General features: G+C 54.8%; 18 protein-coding genes. All 18 read right to left on the bottom strand.

From position 1 onward, the window contains the following. Window positions 1-62: 62 nt before the first annotated feature. The 18 genes from ATG98_RS07800 to nhaD all read right to left on the bottom strand — a co-directional run bounded on the left by ATG98_RS07800 (window position 63) and on the right by nhaD (window position 19734). On the bottom strand, window positions 63-485 hold the full coding sequence (locus tag ATG98_RS07800) for a F0F1 ATP synthase subunit epsilon (RefSeq protein WP_098422563.1): 423 nt from the start codon (window positions 483-485) through the stop codon (window positions 63-65). A 35-nt stretch (window positions 486-520) separates the two neighbouring features. Next, entirely contained in the window at window positions 521-1915 is a 1395-nt protein-coding gene (gene atpD, locus ATG98_RS07795; protein WP_098422562.1) for a F0F1 ATP synthase subunit beta, read from the bottom strand. Window positions 1916-1968: 53 nt separating this feature from the next. Next, window positions 1969-2829, bottom strand: a complete 861-nt coding sequence (atpG, locus tag ATG98_RS07790; protein ID WP_098422561.1) for a F0F1 ATP synthase subunit gamma — start codon at window positions 2827-2829, stop codon at window positions 1969-1971. 67 nt (window positions 2830-2896) lie between these two features. Then, window positions 2897-4441 (bottom strand): F0F1 ATP synthase subunit alpha, encoded by a 1545-nt coding sequence (atpA, locus tag ATG98_RS07785; protein WP_098422560.1) that lies wholly within the window; start codon window positions 4439-4441, stop codon window positions 2897-2899. Between the two features lie 28 nt (window positions 4442-4469). Further along, complete coding sequence (locus tag ATG98_RS07780) at window positions 4470-5006, bottom strand: F0F1 ATP synthase subunit delta (RefSeq protein WP_098420446.1); 537 nt, start codon at window positions 5004-5006, stop codon at window positions 4470-4472. An 11-nt stretch (window positions 5007-5017) separates the two neighbouring features. Continuing rightward, window positions 5018-5488: a F0F1 ATP synthase subunit B gene (locus ATG98_RS07775; RefSeq protein WP_098420444.1), complete on the bottom strand. Its 471-nt coding sequence runs from the start codon at window positions 5486-5488 to the stop codon at window positions 5018-5020. A gap of 97 nt (window positions 5489-5585) precedes the next feature. Beyond that, a complete protein-coding gene (gene atpE / locus ATG98_RS07770; RefSeq protein ID WP_014873137.1) occupies window positions 5586-5813 on the bottom strand; it encodes a F0F1 ATP synthase subunit C in 228 nt (75 codons plus the stop codon). 53 nt (window positions 5814-5866) lie between these two features. After that, window positions 5867-6733: a F0F1 ATP synthase subunit A gene (gene atpB / locus ATG98_RS07765; RefSeq protein ID WP_098420442.1), complete on the bottom strand. Its 867-nt coding sequence runs from the start codon at window positions 6731-6733 to the stop codon at window positions 5867-5869. 15 nt (window positions 6734-6748) lie between these two features. Next, complete coding sequence (locus ATG98_RS07760) at window positions 6749-7141, bottom strand: ATP synthase subunit I (RefSeq protein ID WP_098420440.1); 393 nt, start codon at window positions 7139-7141, stop codon at window positions 6749-6751. 204 nt (window positions 7142-7345) lie between these two features. Beyond that, entirely contained in the window at window positions 7346-8221 is an 876-nt protein-coding gene (locus ATG98_RS07755; RefSeq protein WP_098422559.1) for a ParB/RepB/Spo0J family partition protein, read from the bottom strand. 58 nt (window positions 8222-8279) lie between these two features. Continuing rightward, window positions 8280-9074, bottom strand: a complete 795-nt coding sequence (locus ATG98_RS07750) for a ParA family protein (protein ID WP_098420436.1) — start codon at window positions 9072-9074, stop codon at window positions 8280-8282. A gap of 58 nt (window positions 9075-9132) precedes the next feature. After that, window positions 9133-9780, bottom strand: coding sequence for a 16S rRNA (guanine(527)-N(7))-methyltransferase RsmG (rsmG, locus tag ATG98_RS07745; RefSeq protein WP_098422558.1), 648 nt, complete (start codon window positions 9778-9780; stop codon window positions 9133-9135). Continuing rightward, entirely contained in the window at window positions 9781-11667 is a 1887-nt protein-coding gene (gene mnmG / locus ATG98_RS07740) for a tRNA uridine-5-carboxymethylaminomethyl(34) synthesis enzyme MnmG (protein WP_098422557.1), read from the bottom strand. A gap of 313 nt (window positions 11668-11980) precedes the next feature. Further along, window positions 11981-13312, bottom strand: coding sequence for an MFS transporter (locus ATG98_RS07735; protein ID WP_098422556.1), 1332 nt, complete (start codon window positions 13310-13312; stop codon window positions 11981-11983). Next, a complete protein-coding gene (locus ATG98_RS07730; protein WP_098422555.1) occupies window positions 13299-16394 on the bottom strand; it encodes an efflux RND transporter permease subunit in 3096 nt (1031 codons plus the stop codon). The genes ATG98_RS07735 and ATG98_RS07730 overlap by 14 nt, the downstream gene beginning before the upstream one ends. A 3-nt stretch (window positions 16395-16397) precedes the next feature. Next, window positions 16398-17510 (bottom strand): efflux RND transporter periplasmic adaptor subunit, encoded by a 1113-nt coding sequence (locus ATG98_RS07725; protein WP_098422554.1) that lies wholly within the window; start codon window positions 17508-17510, stop codon window positions 16398-16400. Window positions 17511-17567: 57 nt separating this feature from the next. Beyond that, window positions 17568-18128: a DUF3833 domain-containing protein gene (locus tag ATG98_RS07720; protein ID WP_098422553.1), complete on the bottom strand. Its 561-nt coding sequence runs from the start codon at window positions 18126-18128 to the stop codon at window positions 17568-17570. Between the two features lie 130 nt (window positions 18129-18258). After that, window positions 18259-19734, bottom strand: coding sequence for a sodium:proton antiporter NhaD (gene nhaD, locus ATG98_RS07715; RefSeq protein WP_228706056.1), 1476 nt, complete (start codon window positions 19732-19734; stop codon window positions 18259-18261). Window positions 19735-19892: the final 158 nt, after the last annotated feature.

The following is a 19892-nucleotide window of genomic DNA, read 5'->3' as shown; positions in this document are numbered from 1 at the left end:
ACACAACACCCGCTACCCACGCTGGAATACGGCTTGTTCAGGGCGAGCCCTGCCGAACGCTGTTAACGAACGTTCTTACGCAGTTTTTGCAATGTGCGTAGCTGAGCGGCGGCTTCTGCCAGCTCGGCGGCAGCACGATAATACTCAAACTCGCCGGTTTTATTCGCCAGTGTCGCTTCGGCGTCTTTCTGGGCCTGCAATGCTGCGGCCTCGTCGACGTCTTTCGCGCGCACCGCGGTGTCGGCCATCAGGGTGACAAGATTCGGCTGTACTTCGAGGTAGCCCCCGGACACATACAGAATTTCTTCTTCACCACCTTGCTTGATGATCCGCACAGCGCCCGGTTTGAGCGCAGACAGCAGCGGAGCATGGCCTAACTGAATGCCCAACTCACCCTCGGTGCCAGTAGCGATCAACATCTCTACCAAGCCGGAGTAAATCTTTTTTTCAGCGCTTACGACGTCGCAATGTACAGTCATAGCCATTATCTAAGCCTCTTGGGTCAGAAATTGAAAGAAATTTACTTACTTTCTTTCGCTTTCATGGCCTTCGCTTTCTCGATGGCTTCGTCTATGGTGCCGACCATATAGAACGCCTGCTCAGGCATATCGTCATAGTCGCCATTGAGGATGCCTTCGAAGCTGCTGATGGTCTCTTTCAGAGACACATACTTGCCGGGCGAACCGGTAAATACTTCGGCAACGTGGAACGGCTGGGACAAAAATCGCTCAATCTTACGGGCGCGGGATACGGTCTGCTTGTCGTCTTCAGACAGCTCGTCCATGCCCAGGATAGCGATAATATCTTTCAGTTCCTTGTAACGCTGCAGAACGTTCTGCACACCACGGGCAACCGTATAATGCTGCTCGCCAATCACCAGCGGATCTAGCTGACGCGAAGTCGAGTCAAGCGGATCGATCGCAGGATAAATACCCTTGGAAGCAATGTCCCGGCTCAATACCACGGTGGCGTCAAGGTGGGAGAAGGTGGTGGCTGGTGACGGATCGGTCAAGTCATCCGCCGGTACGTATACCGCCTGGATAGACGTGATGGAACCGCTTTTAGTGGACGTAATACGTTCCTGCAACTCCCCCATCTCTTGAGCCAGCGTGGGCTGGTAGCCTACAGCGGAAGGCATACGGCCCAGCAGTGCAGACACTTCTGTACCCGCCAAAGTGTAACGATATATGTTGTCGATAAAGAACAACACGTCACGACCTTCTTCACGAAATTTCTCAGCGACGGTCAGGCCGGTCAGGGCTACACGCAAACGGTTTCCGGGGGGCTCGTTCATCTGGCCGTAAACCATGGCCACTTTGTCGAGTACGTTGGAATCCTTCATTTCGTAGTAGAAGTCGTTACCTTCACGAGTCCGCTCACCCACACCGGCGAACACGGACAAACCCGAGTGTTCTTTGGCGATGTTGTTGATCAACTCCATCATGTTAACGGTCTTGCCTACGCCGGCGCCGCCGAACAGGCCGATTTTGCCACCTTTGGCAAACGGGCAAACCAGGTCAATAACCTTGATGCCGGTTTCCAGAAGGTCGGCAGATGCGGCCTGATCTGCATAGCCAGGCGCTTTTCGGTGAATCGCCCAACGCTCTTCTTCGCCAATCGGGCCCGCCTCGTCGATAGGGCGACCCAGAACGTCCATGATGCGGCCAAGAGTCTTGGTGCCCACAGGTACTGAAATCGGCTTGTGAGTGTTTTCTGCTTTCAGGCCACGCCTCAAGCCTTCGGTGCTGCCCATCGCGATGGTACGTACAACGCCGTCGCCCAGCTGTTGCTGAACTTCCAGGGTTGTTTCGCCACCTTCAAGCAGCAGTGCGTCGTAAATGCCGGGCACGGCATCACGTGGAAATTCCACGTCGATAACCGCGCCAATGATCTGAACGATGTGTCCGCTACTCATGCTCGGTTCCTCGCTATCTTCATAGTCAATAATACCAGTAGGATTGTGGCGGATCAGACCGATGCCGCGCCGCTCACAATTTCCGAAATCTCTTGCGTAATGGCTGCCTGACGAGCTTTGTTGTATACCAACTGCAGGTCTTTGATAATGTCACCGGCGTTATCGGTAGCACTCTTCATGGCAATCATCCGGGCAGCCTGTTCGCAGGCCAGATTCTCTACCACACCCTGATATACTTGGGACTCAATGTAACGTGGCAGCAGCCCGTCCAGAATCGGACGCGAATCCGGCTCATAGAGGTAATCCCACTGGTGACCGATGTCGTCTTCTTCACCTTCCGGAAGCGGCAGTAATTGCTCGGCTTTCGGCATTTGGGTCATGGTGTTGACGAATTCGTTGCTAACCAGGTACAACCGGTCGATTTTTCCGTCCCGGAAAGAGTCCAGCATTACCTTAACGTTCCCGATCAGAGCTTCGGCGCTGGGGTCGTCACCAATGTGCGTTAGCGCCGCGACCACGTTACCGCCGTAGCTGCGGAAAAACGAAGCGCCCTTTTGGCCAATCGCGCAGAGGTCAATGGCAACGTCTTTATTTTTCCAGTCACGCATTTCACGCACCAGCAGTTTGAACGCGTTGCTGTTCAAACCACCGCACAGGCCGCGATCAGAGGAGATAACGATGTAGCCTACACGCTTCACCTCTCGCTCAAGCATAAACGGATGCCGGTAATCTTTGTTGGACTTGGCAATGTGTCCAATTACCTGGCGCATCTTTTCTGCATAAGGCCGGGTAGCCCGCATACGCTCCTGAGCTCTGCGCATTTTACTCGCCGCCACCATTTCCATGGCGCTGGTGATTTTTTGCGTGCTCTTGATGCTGCCAATCTGGTTACGTATTTCTTTTCCGATGGCCATAGATCACTGCCCTTTCAAGTTAAACACTCATTTGGACCAACAGGCCCGCCGCAGCGGGCCGGCGATGCTACCAGGTTTGAGTGGTCTTGAATTTCTCCAGCGCAGCTTTCAGGCCAGCGGCAACATCGTCGTTATAGTTGCCCGCAGCACCGATTTTTTCGAGCAGATCTTTTTGCTCGGAGCGCATCCAATCCAGCAATTGTGCTTCGAACTCAACCACTTTGGTGACGTCTATGTCATCAAGGAAGCCTTCGTTGGCGGCATACAGAACGGTACCCATTTCAGCCACCGACATCGGGCTGTACTGGTCCTGCTTCATCAGCTCGGTAACGCGTTGACCGTGCTCAAGCTGCTTGCGTGTCGCTTCATCCAGATCCGAGGCGAACTGGGCAAAAGCCGCCAGCTCACGGTACTGAGCCAGAGCCAGACGGATGTTACCACCCAGTTTCTTCATGATCTTGGTCTGAGCTGCACCACCTACCCGCGATACCGATATACCCGCGTTCATCGCCGGGCGAATACCAGAGTTAAACAGGTTGGTCTCGAGGAAGATCTGGCCATCCGTGATAGAGATTACGTTGGTCGGTACGAAGGCCGACACGTCACCGGCCTGGGTCTCGATGATTGGCAGCGCGGTCAAGGAACCGGTTTTACCTTTCACTTCACCATTGGTGAACTTTTCAACGTAGTCGGCATTCACGCGGGAGGAGCGCTCCAGCAGACGGGAGTGCAAGTAGAAAACGTCACCCGGATAAGCTTCACGGCCTGGCGGACGACGCAGCAGCAAAGAGATCTGGCGGTACGCAACGGCCTGTTTTGACAGGTCGTCGTACACGATCAGAGCATCTTCGCCGCGGTCACGGAAGTATTCACCCATGGTGGTACCGGAATACGGTGCCAAAAACTGCATGGCTGCCGGATCTGCCGCGCCTGCGGCAACCACGATGGTGTGATCCATCGAACCGTGCTCTTCCAGCTTGCGCACAATCGCAGCGATCGACGACTGCTTCTGACCGATGGCAACGTAGATACACTTGATGCCGGAATTCTTCTGGTTGATGATCGCGTCGATGGCAACAGCGGTCTTACCAATCTGACGGTCACCGATGATCAGCTCACGCTGGCCACGGCCAACCGGAACCATGGTATCGATCGCTTTCATACCGGTTTGAATCGGCTGATCAACAGACTGACGTTCAATAACGCCAGGCGCTACCTTTTCAATCGAATCGGTCAGGCTGGTACCCAGCTCGCCTTTGCCATCAATCGGGACGCCCAGACCATTAACAACACGGCCCAGCAGTTCGCGGCCAACTGGAACCTCAAGAACACGGCCGGTACAACGAACCTTCTGGCCTTCGGCCAGGTCTTCGTAGTCACCCAGAACCACAGCGCCAACAGAGTCGCGCTCAAGGTTCAGAGCCATGCCGAAAGTGCCATTGGCGAATTCAATCATCTCGCCCGACATAACATCGGCCAGGCCGTGAATCAGCACAATGCCGTCTGCAACAGACAGAATGGTGCCTTCGTTTTTTGCTTCAGAAGAGATATCGAGCTTGTCGATTCTCTTTTTAATGATGTCACTGATCTCGGATGGATTCAGTTGCTTCATGCCTTTGTCCTCAAACCTTTTGCTGAAATCAGGAGCCCAGTGCTTTAGCCATTTTTGCCAGCTTGCCACGGACTGAAGCGTCAATAACCAAATCGCCAGAATTTACCACCACACCGCCAATCAATGAGCGATCAACAGCGGTTTCCAAGGCGACTTTACGCTCCAGCTTTCTAGACAATGCTTCTGCCAAATGTTGCTGCTCTTCGGGTGTCATTTCGTACGCCGTGCTTACCTTCATAGTCACCGTGCGCTCAAGTTCTGCGCGGTAAAAAGCAAACATGGTCGAAATTTCCGGCAGTAGCGCCAAGCGCTTGTTTTCAGCAAGAATCAACAGGAAGTTTCTGAGTGCTTCAGGCATCTGTTCTTCAGCGGTTTCGAAAAACAGCTCTGCCTTGCGTTGCTCAGACAGGCCAGGATTGGCCAGAATGTTCTTCACAGCTTTGTTGGCCGCCAAAATGCCCACGAACGCCAGCGCCTGATCCCAGGAATCGACGGCGTCATGTTCTTTAGCGGCTTCAAAAACGGCTTTCGCGTAGGGCCGGGCTAACGTTATCGGTTCTGCCATGGGTCCCTCGCTTAGAGTTGTGCGGCCAGCTTGTTCAGCATTTCGCTGTGCGCTTTAGCATCGACAGACGTTTCCAGAATTTTCTCGGCACCGGCAATGGCGAGTGTTGCCACTTCTGCCCTCAGTGCATCACGAGTCTGAACACGCTCCTGTTGAATTTCCGCCCGGGCTTGCTCAATCAGCTTTTCACCCTCTTTGCGAGCATCACCTTTGGATGCTTCCACAATCTGGGCGGCGCGCTTATTGGCCTGGTCGATAAGAACAGCGGCTTCTTCTTTGGCTTGATGCATTTGCTGGGCTGCTTTTTCCTGAGCAAGCTCAAGATCCAGCGAAGCCCGGTCAGCAGCAGAAAGACCATCAGCAATCTTCTTCTGGCGCGCTGCCATGGCTGCCGTGATCGGCGGCCATACATACTTCACGCAGAACCAGACGAAAATAGCGAAGGCAATCGATTGCCCTATTAACGTAAGGTTTATATTCACGGCAATATACCTCTTGCTATTCGTTGCATGCTAGTAACCAAAAAACCGGGCGCTTAGCTCTGAAACTCAGAACAACGCCCGCATCTTCAGGCTGTGTTTAGCCAGCAACAACGAAGATCAGGTACATCGCGATACCAACACCGATCATTGGAACGGCGTCCAGCAGACCAGCCATGATGAAGGTTTTAACTTGCAGTTGGTTAGCCATTTCTGGCTGACGAGCTGTAGCTTCAAGCAATTTTCCGCCCAGAATACCAAAGCCGATACCGGTGGCCAGTGCGCCCATACCGATGATAATCGCTGCTGCAATAAATACCATTTCCATTGAGAACTCCTCAGTTTTTAAGATAGTTAAGGGTTTGCTTTTTAACGGGTAAATCAGTGATCTTCGTGTGCTGATGCAAGATAAACTATGGTCAACATCGTGAAAATAAACGCCTGCAGCGGAACAACCAATATATGGAAAATGGCCCAGGGCACGCTCAGTGTCCACTGCGCCCAAAATGGCAGCAGCGCAATCAGAATAAATACAATGTCACCAGCATACATGTTACCGAACAAACGTAACGCCAGACTGATGGGCTTCACAATCAATACCAGGATTTCCAGTACCAGGTTCACCGGAATCAGCGCCCAGTGATTGAACGGCGTCATGCCCAGTTCTTTGGCGAAGCCCGTTATACCTTTGACCTTCAAGCTGTAGAAGATGATCAGTATGAACACGCCAATGGATATACCAAAGGTGGCGTTGGGATCCGTCGTCGGCACAATTTTGAAGTATTCGAGACCCATAAACTGGGCCAACATCGGAATGTAGTCAACCGGGATCAGCTTGAGCGCGTTCATCAGCAGAATCCACACGAAAATCGTCATCGCAAGTGGAGCAATTATCGGGTTGCGGGCGTGGAAGCCGTCGCGAACCAGACCTTCTATAAACTCAACGGTGGCTTCAACCAGATTCTGCAGACCACCCGGCACGCCCGTCGTTGCGCGGCTAGCGACAAAGCGGAACAGACCCAGGAACAACACGCCCATGGCAATAGACCAGCCCATGGTGTCTACATGGACAGCGATGAAACCCATGTCGGAGGCTTCTTGCGCCGTACGTGCAAAGGTCCAAGTGGCGTCGGTAAGTGCGGTGCCGTCTGCACGCATATATTCAATGGCACCATCCTGCGGTTCAAGCTTACCGTAAGTCAGATTCTGTAGGTGGTGCTTAATATACTCTACTGGGGTATCAGCCATTCTGCTCTCGTCCAGTCATCGCCGTGGTTGCGGCCGTATCAGCCAGCGCAATGCGCCGCCCGCTACAACCATCACAGCAAAAGTTAATAATAAAGCCGGCACGTATACCGGCTCCATTAAAGTGAAAATAGCCGCAAAAGAAACAGCGGTAAGGGCGATTTTGGTGGATTCCGCCCGGAACAAATTCCCCACCATTAGGCGCGCGTGACGGGCGCCCTGATAACGATACACCCGATGAACAAACCAGGCATTTGGCACTATGAAAATAAGACCGCCGATGAAGGCAGAATAACCGGCCAAAACGCTGTGTAGTGACCACAATAGGCTGATTATAATCAGACCTGTAAACTCTATGGCCAGCCAACGAGCTAATGGAACATAGGTGATTCGAGATTGCCGAGATTTCATATCACTGCCATTATCCCAAACGCGCAAAAGTATATGATTTTAGCAGTTGTTGTTCAACCAGACTCTGAGCGAAATCTGGCTAAAAATTCATCGGAGCACCATCGGAAACCCGCATTTATCACACAATGTGTGGCTGTTTCTGGAAAAAGTCACGACATCTGGTGTTTCTTAGCCATTTAGCCAAAGCTTTTTTTTATTTTCAATCTACTTGATATGGCCTAAAATTCCGTCTAATTCGTCCAATGAGCTGTATTCGATAACCAGCTTCCCCTTGCCACGCTGACCGTGATTAATCGCCACCCGTGCGCCCAGACGCTCGGCCAGATCGTCCTGCAAAGCCCGAATATTTGGATCCACCCTGGGCTTGGCCACTTTGCCGCTATCGGCTTTCTCTTGCTGCAACTGGCGCACCAGAGCTTCGGTTTGGCGCACCGACAATGAACGCGCCACAACCTGCCGAGCCACCTGCATTTGCTGCTCTGGCGCCAGAGTCAGCATGGCGCGGCCATGGCCCATTTCCAGATCGCCGTGTTCCAGCATCAGCCGCACATCTTCAGTCAAGCCAATCAGGCGCAGCAAGTTGGTGATGGTGGTACGTGACTTGCCGACCGCTTCGGCCACTTGAGCCTGAGTCAGCCCGAACTCGTCCTGTAAGCGTTGCAAGGCAAACGCTTCTTCGATGGGGTTCAGGTTTTCGCGCTGAATGTTCTCGATCAGGGCCATAGCGATGGCCGCTTCGTCTGATACGTCCCGGATAATAGCCGGTATTGACTCCAGGCCAGCCATCTGGGCGGCGCGCCAGCGGCGCTCACCAGCGATCAGCTCAAAACGCTCAGCAGCTAGAGGGCGCACCACAACGGGCTGCATCACGCCTTGTTGGCGAATGGAATCTGCCAGCTCTTGCAGGGCTGCCGGGTCCATGTCACGGCGTGGCTGATAGCGGCCACGCTGAATCAAATCCAAAGCAATATCCCGCAGCTCGCCGTCTTGGCTGGCCGGTGTCTGCTCCAGATTTACGCGGGAATTCGCTAATAGGGCTCCTAGCCCGCGCTCCCCAAGTCCTCGTTTTTTCGCCGCCATGGTGTCAGCCAGTGTTTCCGTTAATGTCCATCAGATTGCGTTTTGCGTTGGCGGCATCTTACACCGCAACCGCGTCAGATGCTTTCTTTGCTCCGTGCCGGCGAACCATTTCACCCGCCAGAGCCAGATAGGCAATAGCGCCTTTCGAGGCTTTGTCGTACTTCAAGGCGGGCATGCCGTGGCTGGGTGCTTCGGCCAGGCGCACGTTACGGGGAATGACAACGCGGTACACTTTATCGCCAAAAAATTCGGTGAGCTGGCCAGACACATCCCGCGTCAAACTGCTGCGGGGGTCGTACATGGTACGCAGAATACCCTCAACCTGCAGATTAGGATTTACCGTTTCCTGAATCTGCTGCACCGTGTTCATTAGCGCTGCCAGGCCTTCCAACGCGTAATACTCACATTGCATCGGAATCAGAATGGAATCGGCGAACGACAGCGCGTTCACCGTCAGCAGGTTCAGCGATGGGGGGCAATCAATCAACACGTAATCGTAGTTGTCACGAAGCGGGTTCAGGGCTTGACGCAGACGATGCTCGCGGCCGATTTCCGCCATCAGCTCCACTTCAGCTGCGGTCAAATCACCGTTACCCGGCATGATGTCGTAGCCGCCTATTTCGTTATAAATGATGATCTCACTGGCGCTGGCACGCTTGGTGAGCAAATCATAACCAGAGAGTTGCAAAGCGTTTTTATCAATGCCACTGCCCATGGTGGCATTGCCCTGAGGGTCCATGTCTACCAGCAGCACCCGGCGTTTGGTCGCTGCCAGAGAGGCGGCAAGGTTGACGCAGGTGGTGGTTTTACCCACACCGCCTTTCTGATTGGTCACCGCAATCACGCGCGCCATCGCTTGCCTCCTGTGTCTGAATGGGTTGTCTGTCAGAGGATCAGCGCTGCTGGATTCCTCAGTGTGGGTGTCCGTTACGGCGAATAATCAGCAGGTTACGTTCACCCTCTACGCCAGGCACTGCCAGCCTATGACTAGAGTTTACCTGCCAGCCACGGCCAAGGGCAGCCACTTCATCATCGGGATACTGGCCTTTCATGGCAATAAACTCACCGTTACCTGCCAGCAGGTGGTCGCACCAGCTCACTTGGTTGTCCAGCGCGGTAAACGCACGGCTGCTGATCTGGGTAAACAGCTCACGGGGCTGGTACGCCTCGGCGCGACTGTGAATAACGTCCAGGTTGCGCAATCCCAACTCCAGCACACACTGCTTAAGGAAGCGGGTTTTCTTACCGTTACTGTCCAGCAGAGTAAAGTGTGTGCCTGGCAAAGCAATGGCCAGCGGAATTCCCGGCAAACCGCCACCAGCACCAGCATCCAGTAAGTGGTGGGTGGTCACAAACGGCAGGATGCTAAGACTGTCCAGCAGTTGTCGCGACACCATCTCGCGCTCGTCACGCACGGCAGTCAGGTTAAAGGCCTTGTTCCATTTGGCTAGCAACGCCAAAAATGCCAACAACTGTCGCTGTTGGCTGGCGTCGAGCTTGAGCTCCATTTGCGCCAGACCTTCGTCAAGCTGACGCTGCCATACTGGATTCTGTGCCATTTACGCGCTCTGCTTGCGCAACAAGTCGCGCTTTTTCATATGCACCAAAATCTGGCTTATGGCGGCTGGTGTAACGCCTTGGACTCGGGAAGCTTGGGCGACGGTCTCGGGTCGCACGGCTCCTAGCTTCTGCTTGATTTCGTTGGATAACCCGCCAATTATGCCATAATCCAGATCGACTGGCAGCGCGGTGTTCTCATTTTTGCGCAGGCGCTCGATTTCATTGGCCTGGCGCGAAATATAGCCTTCGTACTTAATTTCGATTTCAACCTGATCAGCCACTATGGCGTCATCGGCCCGATATTCCGCGATATCGGCAATGTGAGCGTACACGATTTCCGGGCGCCGCAGCAGCTCGGCCAACGTGTGGTCGCGGCCTAAAGGCTGTTTCAAATACTGATTGGCGCGCTCACCCGCGGCGGTGTTCGGATGTACACGCGTGCCTTCCAAACGACTGCGTTCGGTGCCTATGGCATCGCGCTTGATGTTGAATTTACTCCAACGCTCGTCGTCTACCAGGCCCAATTCGCGGCCACTGTCGGTCAGGCGCAGGTCGGCGTTGTCTTCGCGCAAAATAAGTCGATATTCGGCGCGGCTGGTGAACATGCGGTAAGGCTCGGAGGTACCCATGGTGATCAAGTCATCCACCAGTACGCCAATGTAGGCCTCATCACGGCGCGGATACCAGGCGTCTTTTTCCTGCGCCTGCCGCGCAGCGTTGATGCCCGCAAGCAAGCCCTGGGCTGCCGCTTCTTCGTAACCGGTAGTACCGTTAATTTGGCCGGCGAAATACAGGCCCTGGATGAACTTGGTTTCCAGGGTGTGGCGTAAATCCTGCGGGTTCAAATAATCGTATTCGATGGCGTAGCCCGGACGCATGATGTGGGCCTTTTCAAAACCCGGAATCGACTGCACCGCTCTGATCTGGATATCAAACGGCAAGCTGGTGGAAATACCGTTGGGATAAAGTTCGTGCGTGGTCAGGCCTTCCGGCTCGACAAAAATCTGGTGCGAGTTTTTGTCGGCAAACCGGCTTACCTTGTCTTCTAAAGACGGGCAGTAGCGCGGGCCAACACCGCCAATATTCCCGGTGAACATCGGTGAGCGGTCAAAGCCGCTGCGGATGATGTCGTGGGTTTCCTCGGTGGTACGGGTGATGTGGCAGCAAACCTGCCGTGGGTGTTCGTCGCGGGAACCCATAAATGACATAACCGGTGCCGGGTCATCGCCCCATTGTTGCTGCATCACTGAAAAGTCGACGCTGCGGGCATCAATGCGAGGTGGCGTGCCGGTTTTCAGCCGGCCAACATTAAACGGCAATTCTCGCAGACGCTGGGCCAACGCATTGGCCGGGGCATCGCCGGCACGGCCACCGGCGTGATTCGTCATGCCGATGTGTATTATGCCGCCCAAAAAAGTGCCGGTGGTTAGTACCACTGTTTTTCCCAGGAAACGGATGCCGGTCTGGGTAACTACGCCGGTTACCCGCTCGTTTTCCACAATCAGGTCATCGGCAGACTGCTGAAACAGGGTTAAATTGGGCTGGTTTTCCAGTATTTCGCGGATGGCCGCTTTGTACAGAATGCGATCGGTCTGGGCGCGGGTAGCGCGCACGGCGGGACCCTTGCGGCCATTCAACACGCGAAACTGGATGCCGGCCCTGTCCGTGGCACGGGCCATGGCTCCGCCTAACGCGTCAATTTCTTTTACCAGATGGCTTTTGCCAATACCGCCAATGGCCGGGTTGCAGGACATCTGCCCCAGAGTCTCAATGTTGTGGGTCAGCAACAGGGTGTGTGAGCCCATACGCGCCGCTGCCAACGCGGCTTCGGTGCCCGCGTGGCCACCACCAATAACAATTACATCGAAACGGGTCGGAAAATCCACAAATCACCTCAAACAACGGGAACAGAATCGAGTAAAAACAAGGCGGCGAGTATAACGCTTCGGCTGCTAAATTGCAGTCGGGATGTGCAAATTTTAACCAGTTACGGTACGCCTTAACAAAATTCCTAAACGGCCTCAAAAATGGCCGTGAAACTGGCTAGATTTCAACCGCTTGTCAGGCCTTGTTCAAGTCCGACACTATAAAGTTATCCACAGATTGGCACATTCGTTAATTGCCCTTATTAACAGCATAACAACCTGTTTTGTATATTTTTTAAAAATCAAATTTAATTGTCGCCCGCAGCTTATTCACTTATTTATCCACAGGATTGACGGTTGATTCCTGCCTTTTGTGGCGGCGAATCCGTAACACCAGCGGCAGCACCAGCAGATTCACCACAGACAAGATCAACAGAAACAATGGAATACTCAAACCGGCAATTCCTAGCAGCAACATACCCGCCAGCGCACTGACCAGCATAAACAACGAATTGATGACGTTCAGCGCAGCGATAATGCGGGCGCGTTTATGGGCCTCAGTGGCACTCTGAATATAAGCGTACAAAGGCACAATAAAGAGCCCGCCGGCGGCGCCAATCAACACCAGATCGACCAGCAACCTCCAGTATTCAGGTTGGCTCAGTAACAACCACCAAGTGGTTGGCACGGCGCTGGCCGGCAGTGCAAAAAATAGATCGATACCCGGTAAGGTTAAACCCAGGGCGCCCCAGGCCACGGGCGCCAGGCTGACACTGTGGTGAGTTAGCCGCTCACACAACACCGAACCACTGGCAATGCCGACAATAAACAGTGACAGCAACAAGGTAACAACGGTTTCATCGCCCTGCAGATGCAGCCGGGCAAAATTGGGGAATTGGGTTAGATAGGCTGCGCCCAAAAACCAGAACCAAGAGATCGCCAATATCGCCAGCAACACCGGGCGCTGTTCGGCGGCCACTTCCATCAGACGCCAACTTTCACGCAGGGGCTGCCAGCGCATGGGGCTCATGGATTTCGGTAATTCCGGCGCAGCCGTAGCGGGTATTTGGCGCGCGCTCAGGTAGCCCAATAGCGCCATGATGACCACGGCGAAGGCTATCAGCGGAGTTGCCAGGGGCAAACTGGCCAGTACGCCGGCGGCAATGGTGCCCAGCAAAATGGCCACGAATGTGCCGCCACTCACCAGACCATTACCACCCACCAGCTCGCTGGGCTCCAGCACCTGGGGCAAAATGGAATATTTGACTGGGCCAAAAAAAGCGGACTGGGTGCCCATCAGGAACAGCAGACACAGCAATACGCCGTACCAACCTTGCCACAACGCTGACGCCGCCAAGGTCATGATGACGATTTCTGCGGCTTTCACCCAGCGAATAATACGGGCTTTTTCGTGACGGTCAGCCAACTGGCCAGCCAGCCCGGAAAACAGAAAATAGGGCACAATGAACAAAAACGCAGCCAGATTAACCACCAGGTCCACCGGCAGGCCGGCCCAGCCTACGGTGGTAAAGGTGATCAGCAGCAAGAGCGCATTTTTGTACAGGTTGTCGTTAAAAGCGCCACTGAACTGGGTCAGATAAAACGGTAAAAATCGCCGCTGGCGCAGTAACCGGAACTGGCTCGGGCTGGAATTAACGTTGTTCACTGAGCGCGTCCAGTTTTTGCTCAACGGCGTTGGCAGAGCTGGCAAAGCGCGCCAGCAGATTGTATAGCACGGGCACAATAAACAGCGTCATGCTGGTGGCAAACACCAGCCCCCCCAATATGACCACGCCAATCGCAGCACGGCTCTCGGCGCCTGCACCGGTGGCCAGTACCAGAGGAACAGCACCAAAAACCGTCGAGATGGTGGTCATCAGTACCGGGCGGAAACGCAACACGGAGCCTTCCACAATGGCGTCGCGTACCGAATAGCCCTGATCCCGCAGCTGATTGGCAAATTCGACAATCAATATTCCGTTTTTCGCCATCAGCCCCAGCAGCATAATAATGCCAATCTGACTGTAAATATTCAGGCTGATACCGGTCCACCACAGGGCCATAAGTGCGCCGGTAATCGACAGCGGCACCGACAACATGATGATTAGCGGATGAATCCAGCTTTCAAACTGCGCAGCCAACACCAGAAATACAATCAAAAACGCCAGGCCAAAGGTGATAAAAATGGCCGATGAAGATTCCTGGAACTCCCGCGACAAGCCGCGATAGCTCACCCGCGCTTCCGGTGGCAAGGTGTCCATCGCCAGGGTGTTCAGGTAATCCAGCGCCGAGGCCAGGTCATAACCGTCGGCCAGGGAGCCACTGATCACCACCGCCGGCAGCCGGTCGATACGGCGCAAATCCGGATTGGCGCCGATTTCTTCCCAGCTCACCAAAGCCTGCAAAGGCACCATCTGCCCGCCTTCCCGCGGGCGCAGGAAAATCTGGCCCAGGTCTTCCGGAGTGGCACGGTCAGCGTCTGCGGCCTGCAAAATCACATCGTATTCGCGGCCACGGTCAACGTAGGTGGTCACTTGGCGCGAAGCCAGCATGGTTTGCAGGGTTAAACCTACATCCTGCACGGTTATGTCCAGGTCGGCAGCGCGCTCGCGATCTACGTTTACCCGCAATTCCGGTCGGGTCAGTTCAAAATCGGTTTCAAGACTGAGAAGGTTGGGGTTCTGTTTCGCCCGTTCGACCAGTTCCTCACTCCAGGCTTGCACCGATTCGTAATCCGGCCCCGCCACCACAAATTCCACCGGCTGGCTGAAACCGCGCTGGCCCAAGCCCGGTGGGTTGATGGGAATAACCCGCGCCCCCGAAATCCGGCTCATTTTCTGGCGGATCTCATTCGTTACATCCTGCTGCCTGATGTCGCGCTCGTTCCAGGGCACCAGGCCCATGATCATAAACCCGCGGTCTTCCTCACCGCGAAAGCCCACGATAGACAGCATCCGGCTGGCTACGCCGTTTTCCAGATAAGGCAACAGCTGCGCTTCGGCCTGGCGTACATAGTGATCGGTGAACTCTACGGTGGAGCCGCGGGGGGCACTGACCGGCATGATGATGGTGCCGCGGTCTTCGGTTGGCGACAGCTCTTGTGGCAACTGGGGGTATATAGCACCGGCGGCCACCAGCCCCACCAACCCTAACCCCAACCACAAACCCGGCTGGCGCAGGGCAAACTCCAGAGCGCGGCGATAACCACGGGCAAGGCCATCGAGACTTTTCTCAATGATCGCCCAAAAGCCCTTGGTCTGCCCGGCCTTGGGGCTAGGACGCAGCCATTTTGAACACAGCATGGGCGCCAAGGTGAGCGCCACGAAACTGGAAAACACCACCGCTGCGGCCAAGGTAAAACCGAATTCGGCAAACAGCCGGCCCACGTTGCCACCCATAAAGGAAATGGGCACAAACACTGCCACCAGGGTAACGGTGGTGGCAATCACCGCAAACGCCACCTGGCGCGCACCGTGATAGGCCGCTAGCAGCGGCGCCTCACCGTCATCAATGCGGCGCTGAATGTTTTCCAGCATCACAATGGCGTCATCCACCACCAGGCCAATGGCCAGTATTACTGCCAGCAACGTCAGCACGTTCACCGAAAAACCAAGAAAACCGAGGCCGATGAAAGCACCAATCACCGCCACTGGAATGGTCACCGCCGGGATCAGGGTGGCACGCCAGGAGCGCAAAAACAGAAAGATGACCAGAATGACCAAGGCCACAGAAATGGCCAGGGTTGTTATAACCTCTTTGATCGATGCGCGAATAAACACCGATTCGTCGTAGCTTTCAGCAATCGACACTTCTGGCGGCAGAGATTCGCGAATCTGCGCCAGCTCCGCCTGTACTGCGTCCGACACCGCCACTGTGTTGGCTTTTGACTGGCGAATAATGCCCAGGCCTATGGATGTCTGACCGCTAGCACGCAGGGTACCGGAGTCATTTTCAACGCCCATTTGCACATTGGCCACTTCACCCAGACGCAGCAGATCGTTGCCGGAGCGGCGCACCACCAGATTGCGGAACTCATCAACGGTGGTCAGTCGGCCCTCGGCGCGCACTGTAAAGTTGCGGGTAGACGATTCTATCGAACCGGCAGGCAGTTCCACGTTATTGGCCCGCAACGCCTGTTCTACCTCGGCGACGGTAACGTCCCGCGCGGCCAGCTTTTCCCGGTCTAGCCATACACGTATAGCGTAGCGCCGTTCGCCACCAACACGCACATCCGCCACACCATCCAACACCGAGAAGCGGTCTGCCAGAACACGGTCGGCGTAATCGCTCAATTCTGCGCTGTCCCACACGTCACTGCGCAGGGTGATCCACATCATTGGGCGGGCGTCGGAATCGGCTTTACTTACCACCGGCGCGTCGGCTTCTTCCGGCAGCTGGTTGCTGATGCGCGATACCGCATCGCGCACGTCGTTGGCGGCAATGTCGATATCGCGGCTAGTGTTGAATTCAATGCTGGTGCGGGATTCGCCCTGTTCGGTGGACGATTCAATAGAGCGTATGCCTTCGATACCGCTGATGGCGCCTTCAATCAATTCGGTAATCTGAGTATCCACCACTTCGGCGGCGGCGCCGGTGTAATCGGTGCTGATGGACACCACCGGCGGGTCGATATCCGGGTATTCGCGCACCGGTAACCCCATTAACGCGGTCAGGCCGAACACCACAATCAACAGGCTTAATACCGTGGCAAACACCGGTCGTTTGATCGACACATCAGACAGCACCATGGCTTAAGACTCCCCGCCGTTGTCTGCGCCTGCGCCGGAAATAAAGCGGTTAGCAGGCAGCTGCGCGTCAGGGTTTGGCGACACCCGTTCGCCACTACTCAAACGATCCTGACCGGTTACGATAACCTCGGCGCCTTCCTCCAGGCCCTCAGTCACTTCTACCTGGCCCGGCAGACGCGCGCCCAGGCTCACAGTCAAACGCCGGGCGATGCCATCTTCAGCCACAAACACGTAGCTGTTATCGCCGCGCACGATCACCGCTTGTTCAGGAATAACCAAAGACTGGCGCTGCTGCAGAGTCAGGCTGGCCGACATGAACTGGCCCGGGCGCAGGCGACCATCGGCGTTGTCAATCAGCGCACGCACCGCCAGGGAACGATTGAGCTCACTCACCCGCGAATCCAGCGCCACCAGTTCGCCGCTAAATGCCTGCCCCGGGTAGGCCGGAGACTCACCCTGCACCGTTAGGCCCGCTTTAAGCTGGCCCAGGTAACGTTCCGGCACTGAAAAGTTCAATTCCATACGGCGGGTACTGTCGAGTGTCGCAAGGCGGGTGCCTGCGGTGACGTAAGCGCCCAGGCTGATATCACTGAGGCCAGTAACGCCGGCAAACGGTGCAGTAATTCTATGGTTTTCCAAATTGACTTTGGCCGCAACGCGCTGTGCCTGAAGCACGTCGGCGGCGGTGCGTAGCTCGTCCATCTGGGCAATAGCGATGCTGTTACTGGCGCTTAACTGGCGGGCACGATCATATTGGCGTTTGGCGTCAACCAAGCGTGCTTCAATAACCTGCAGATCGGCCTGAGCCTGGCGATCATCAAGGCGCAACAGCAAATCGCCTTTGGCCACCCGCTGCCCGGGTTCAAGGTTCAGTTGCACCACCCGGCCGCTGAGTTCCGTGGTCAAGGCAATGGAGTCTTCGGCTTGTAAATTACCCACCGCGTTTACTCGGTCGCTCACGGTGGTGCGTTCCGGAAAAGCCACGGCCACCGATGTGGGCGCCCGCTCGCGAGCACTCGCGGCACCCGCATCAGCGTTACTGTTGTAATACTGCACCAGCCACGTTGCCGCCAGAGCAGCTACCAGTAGCACTGCCGCAATCAGCCATTGCTTCATAAGTGTTCAGCCTCTGTCTTTTCAATCCGCTCGCAGTCATTCACGCTGCGTTAACAATCAAGGTTGTTTTTGTATAACCAGAACGATTTCGCCCACATCAATTCCCCACTTACTCATGGTGGTTTGATTGATCAGCGTATCCGGCGTTACCAGGTACATCCAGTCATCCATACGTACCTCAAGGGTGCCATCGCCATAAGCCACCTCAAGCATATAATTCATGTGTATGGCATTGCCCGACCAGCGCATGGTGCCGGCTTCGGTAACGTCACCGGCGGTGGCGCGATAACTCTCGCCGTCTGGCGTTAAAGTCCATACCCGGGTTTGTACTTCGCCATCGTCAAAACGGAACACCTCGTCTAACGTGCCCACGCCCTGCTCGGTCCATGATGCCTTTATGTCCGCATCAAAGGTACGAATAACAGCGCCAGACCAGTCTTTGACCACACCGCGTGCAGACAGATTGCCAGCGAAGAATTGGTCGGGCACCAGCACCGGTGAGCGATCTTTATAATCATCCAACGACGGGCCGGCACAGCCGCCAAGTAAAAAGAACGGTAGCAGTATCCACAGTCGATTCCAGCCCCATACACGGCTGACACTCAAAATTTTCATCATTTTTACTCTCCCTGAGACTATGGCGTGGTGCGGCGGCAGCAATATAGCGACCGCCGCAAGAATAGCGCTTGGTTGGGGAGACTACGCTGGCGCCTGAGGTTCCGATCAGATTTCGGTGGGCGCCAGAGTTTCAGAACAGACCGGCGTTAAGCCAAAGGTGGGACAATATGGCCAATACGTAGCCCAGGGCAATAGCCGGCGTCCAACGCAGGTGACTCATAAAGGTGTAGTGGCCGCGGGCCTGGCCCATGAGTGCGACACCAGCGGCAGAGCCAATAGACAGCATGGAACCGCCCACACCCGCTGTCAGGGTAACCAGCAGCCACTGGCCATGGGACATGTCAGGATTCATCGACAGCACCGCGAACATCACCGGTATGTTATCAACCACCGCCGATAAAATACCCACCGCAGCGTTCGCCAGGGTGTGGTTCCAGCCGGTGTAAATAATGGTGGAAATTTCGCTCAGGTAACCGATATAACCAAGACCACCCACCGCCAAAACCACACCGTAGAAGAACAACAGGGTGTCCCATTCAGCACGGGCAATCGGGTTAAACACGTTAAACGGCAACGCCTTGTCCAGGCGGTTCAGCAGGCGGAAATCTTGGTGCACTTCGGCCCGTTTGCGTTCGTTTTCCACGTGTTGTTTGAACGTCCGACCCAGGTAATAGCCAAATATCTGAAGGTATCCTAGACCCATCATCATGCCCACCACTGGCGGCAAGTGCAGGAAGTTGCTGCCGCAAACAGCGGTGATAATGGTCAATAGAAACAGGGCAACGCAGCGGCGAGCACCGCGTTTCATAATAACCGCTTCCGTTGCCGGGTTTGGCATGTCATTGGGAATGAAGAAACTCATGATAATCGCCGGCACCGTGAAACTGACAAGCGCTGGTATAAATAAGTCAAAAAACTCGGCGAAATTAACCACACCTTTTTGCCACACCATCAGCGTGGTGATGTCGCCAAACGGCGAAAATGCACCACCGGCGTTGGCCGCAACAACGATGTTAATACAGCCCAGACTGATAAATTTCGGGCTGTTTTCGCCCACTTTTAGCAATACCGCGCACATCAGCAACGCGGTGGTAAGGTTGTCGGCCACCGGCGATATACAAAATGCCAACACGCCGGTAATCCAGAACAGGCTCCGGTAACTGAAACCTTTGCTCACCAACCAGGCCCGCAAGGCATCAAACAGCTGGCGCTCTTCCATAGCGTTTATGTAGGTCATCGCGACCAACAAAAACAGCATTAGCTCGGAAAATTCCAGCAAGTTGTGGCGTAGTGCCACCGCAGTGCTTTCGGTATCACCATTGGCAACGTAAACCGCGGCTATCGAAAACCAGATTAAACCCGCGGCTATCAACACCGGCTTGGATTTTCGCAGATGCAGCTTTTCTTCCATCATGACGAAAATATAGGCAATCACAAACAGCAGAATGGCGATGTAGCCTACCGGATGGTTGGTCAGGTCCATGCTCTCGGCCGGTGCAGCCAAAGCAGAACTACTAAACGCAAATAGGGCAAAAAATACACTGAGAAGGAATACCGGCCAGCGCCGGGCAGCCACAGCTAGGGAGAGTGACATTGAGAGTGACATTGTTAGGCACCTGAACGTGTTCTTGAGTTTCGGTAATTTAAGGTAGGCTCTATTAGAGCGCAAAGCGGTTGCAAAGAGCTTGACTGATGTCGTTTAAAGCCGCTTTTTCGTTAACTACCCATTAATTTGCAGAGTGAAGATGTCGACAATTTAAACTC

Origin of the sequence: Marinobacter sp. LV10R520-4, from assembly GCF_002563815.1 — a bacterium.
In the GTDB taxonomy this organism is placed as follows: domain Bacteria; phylum Pseudomonadota; class Gammaproteobacteria; order Pseudomonadales; family Oleiphilaceae; genus Marinobacter.
The sequence above is the reverse complement of the archived record's forward strand: the minus strand, read 5'-3'. Positions and strand labels throughout refer to the sequence as shown.

What these genes read in the sequence shown, in the direction of transcription:
- ATG98_RS07755 (WP_098422559.1), bottom strand. Translation starts at nt 8,221, where the DNA reads ATGGCGGCGAAAAAACGAGGACTTGGGGAGCGCGGGCTAGGAGCCCTA.
- atpE (WP_014873137.1), bottom strand. Translation starts at nt 5,813, where the DNA reads ATGGAAATGGTATTTATTGCAGCAGCGATTATCATCGGTATGGGCGCA.
- ATG98_RS07720 (WP_098422553.1), bottom strand. Translation starts at nt 18,128, where the DNA reads ATGATGAAAATTTTGAGTGTCAGCCGTGTATGGGGCTGGAATCGACTG.
- ATG98_RS07780 (WP_098420446.1), bottom strand. Translation starts at nt 5,006, where the DNA reads ATGGCAGAACCGATAACGTTAGCCCGGCCCTACGCGAAAGCCGTTTTT.
- atpA (WP_098422560.1), bottom strand. Translation starts at nt 4,441, where the DNA reads ATGAAGCAACTGAATCCATCCGAGATCAGTGACATCATTAAAAAGAGA.
- atpG (WP_098422561.1), bottom strand. Translation starts at nt 2,829, where the DNA reads ATGGCCATCGGAAAAGAAATACGTAACCAGATTGGCAGCATCAAGAGC.
- ATG98_RS07730 (WP_098422555.1), bottom strand. Translation starts at nt 16,394, where the DNA reads ATGGTGCTGTCTGATGTGTCGATCAAACGACCGGTGTTTGCCACGGTA.
- atpD (WP_098422562.1), bottom strand. Translation starts at nt 1,915, where the DNA reads ATGAGTAGCGGACACATCGTTCAGATCATTGGCGCGGTTATCGACGTG.
- atpB (WP_098420442.1), bottom strand. Translation starts at nt 6,733, where the DNA reads ATGGCTGATACCCCAGTAGAGTATATTAAGCACCACCTACAGAATCTG.
- ATG98_RS07750 (WP_098420436.1), bottom strand. Translation starts at nt 9,074, where the DNA reads ATGGCGCGCGTGATTGCGGTGACCAATCAGAAAGGCGGTGTGGGTAAA.
- ATG98_RS07760 (WP_098420440.1), bottom strand. Translation starts at nt 7,141, where the DNA reads ATGAAATCTCGGCAATCTCGAATCACCTATGTTCCATTAGCTCGTTGG.
- ATG98_RS07800 (WP_098422563.1), bottom strand. Translation starts at nt 485, where the DNA reads ATGGCTATGACTGTACATTGCGACGTCGTAAGCGCTGAAAAAAAGATT.
- rsmG (WP_098422558.1), bottom strand. Translation starts at nt 9,780, where the DNA reads ATGGCACAGAATCCAGTATGGCAGCGTCAGCTTGACGAAGGTCTGGCG.
- ATG98_RS07725 (WP_098422554.1), bottom strand. Translation starts at nt 17,510, where the DNA reads ATGAAGCAATGGCTGATTGCGGCAGTGCTACTGGTAGCTGCTCTGGCG.
- nhaD (WP_228706056.1), bottom strand. Translation starts at nt 19,734, where the DNA reads ATGTCACTCTCAATGTCACTCTCCCTAGCTGTGGCTGCCCGGCGCTGG.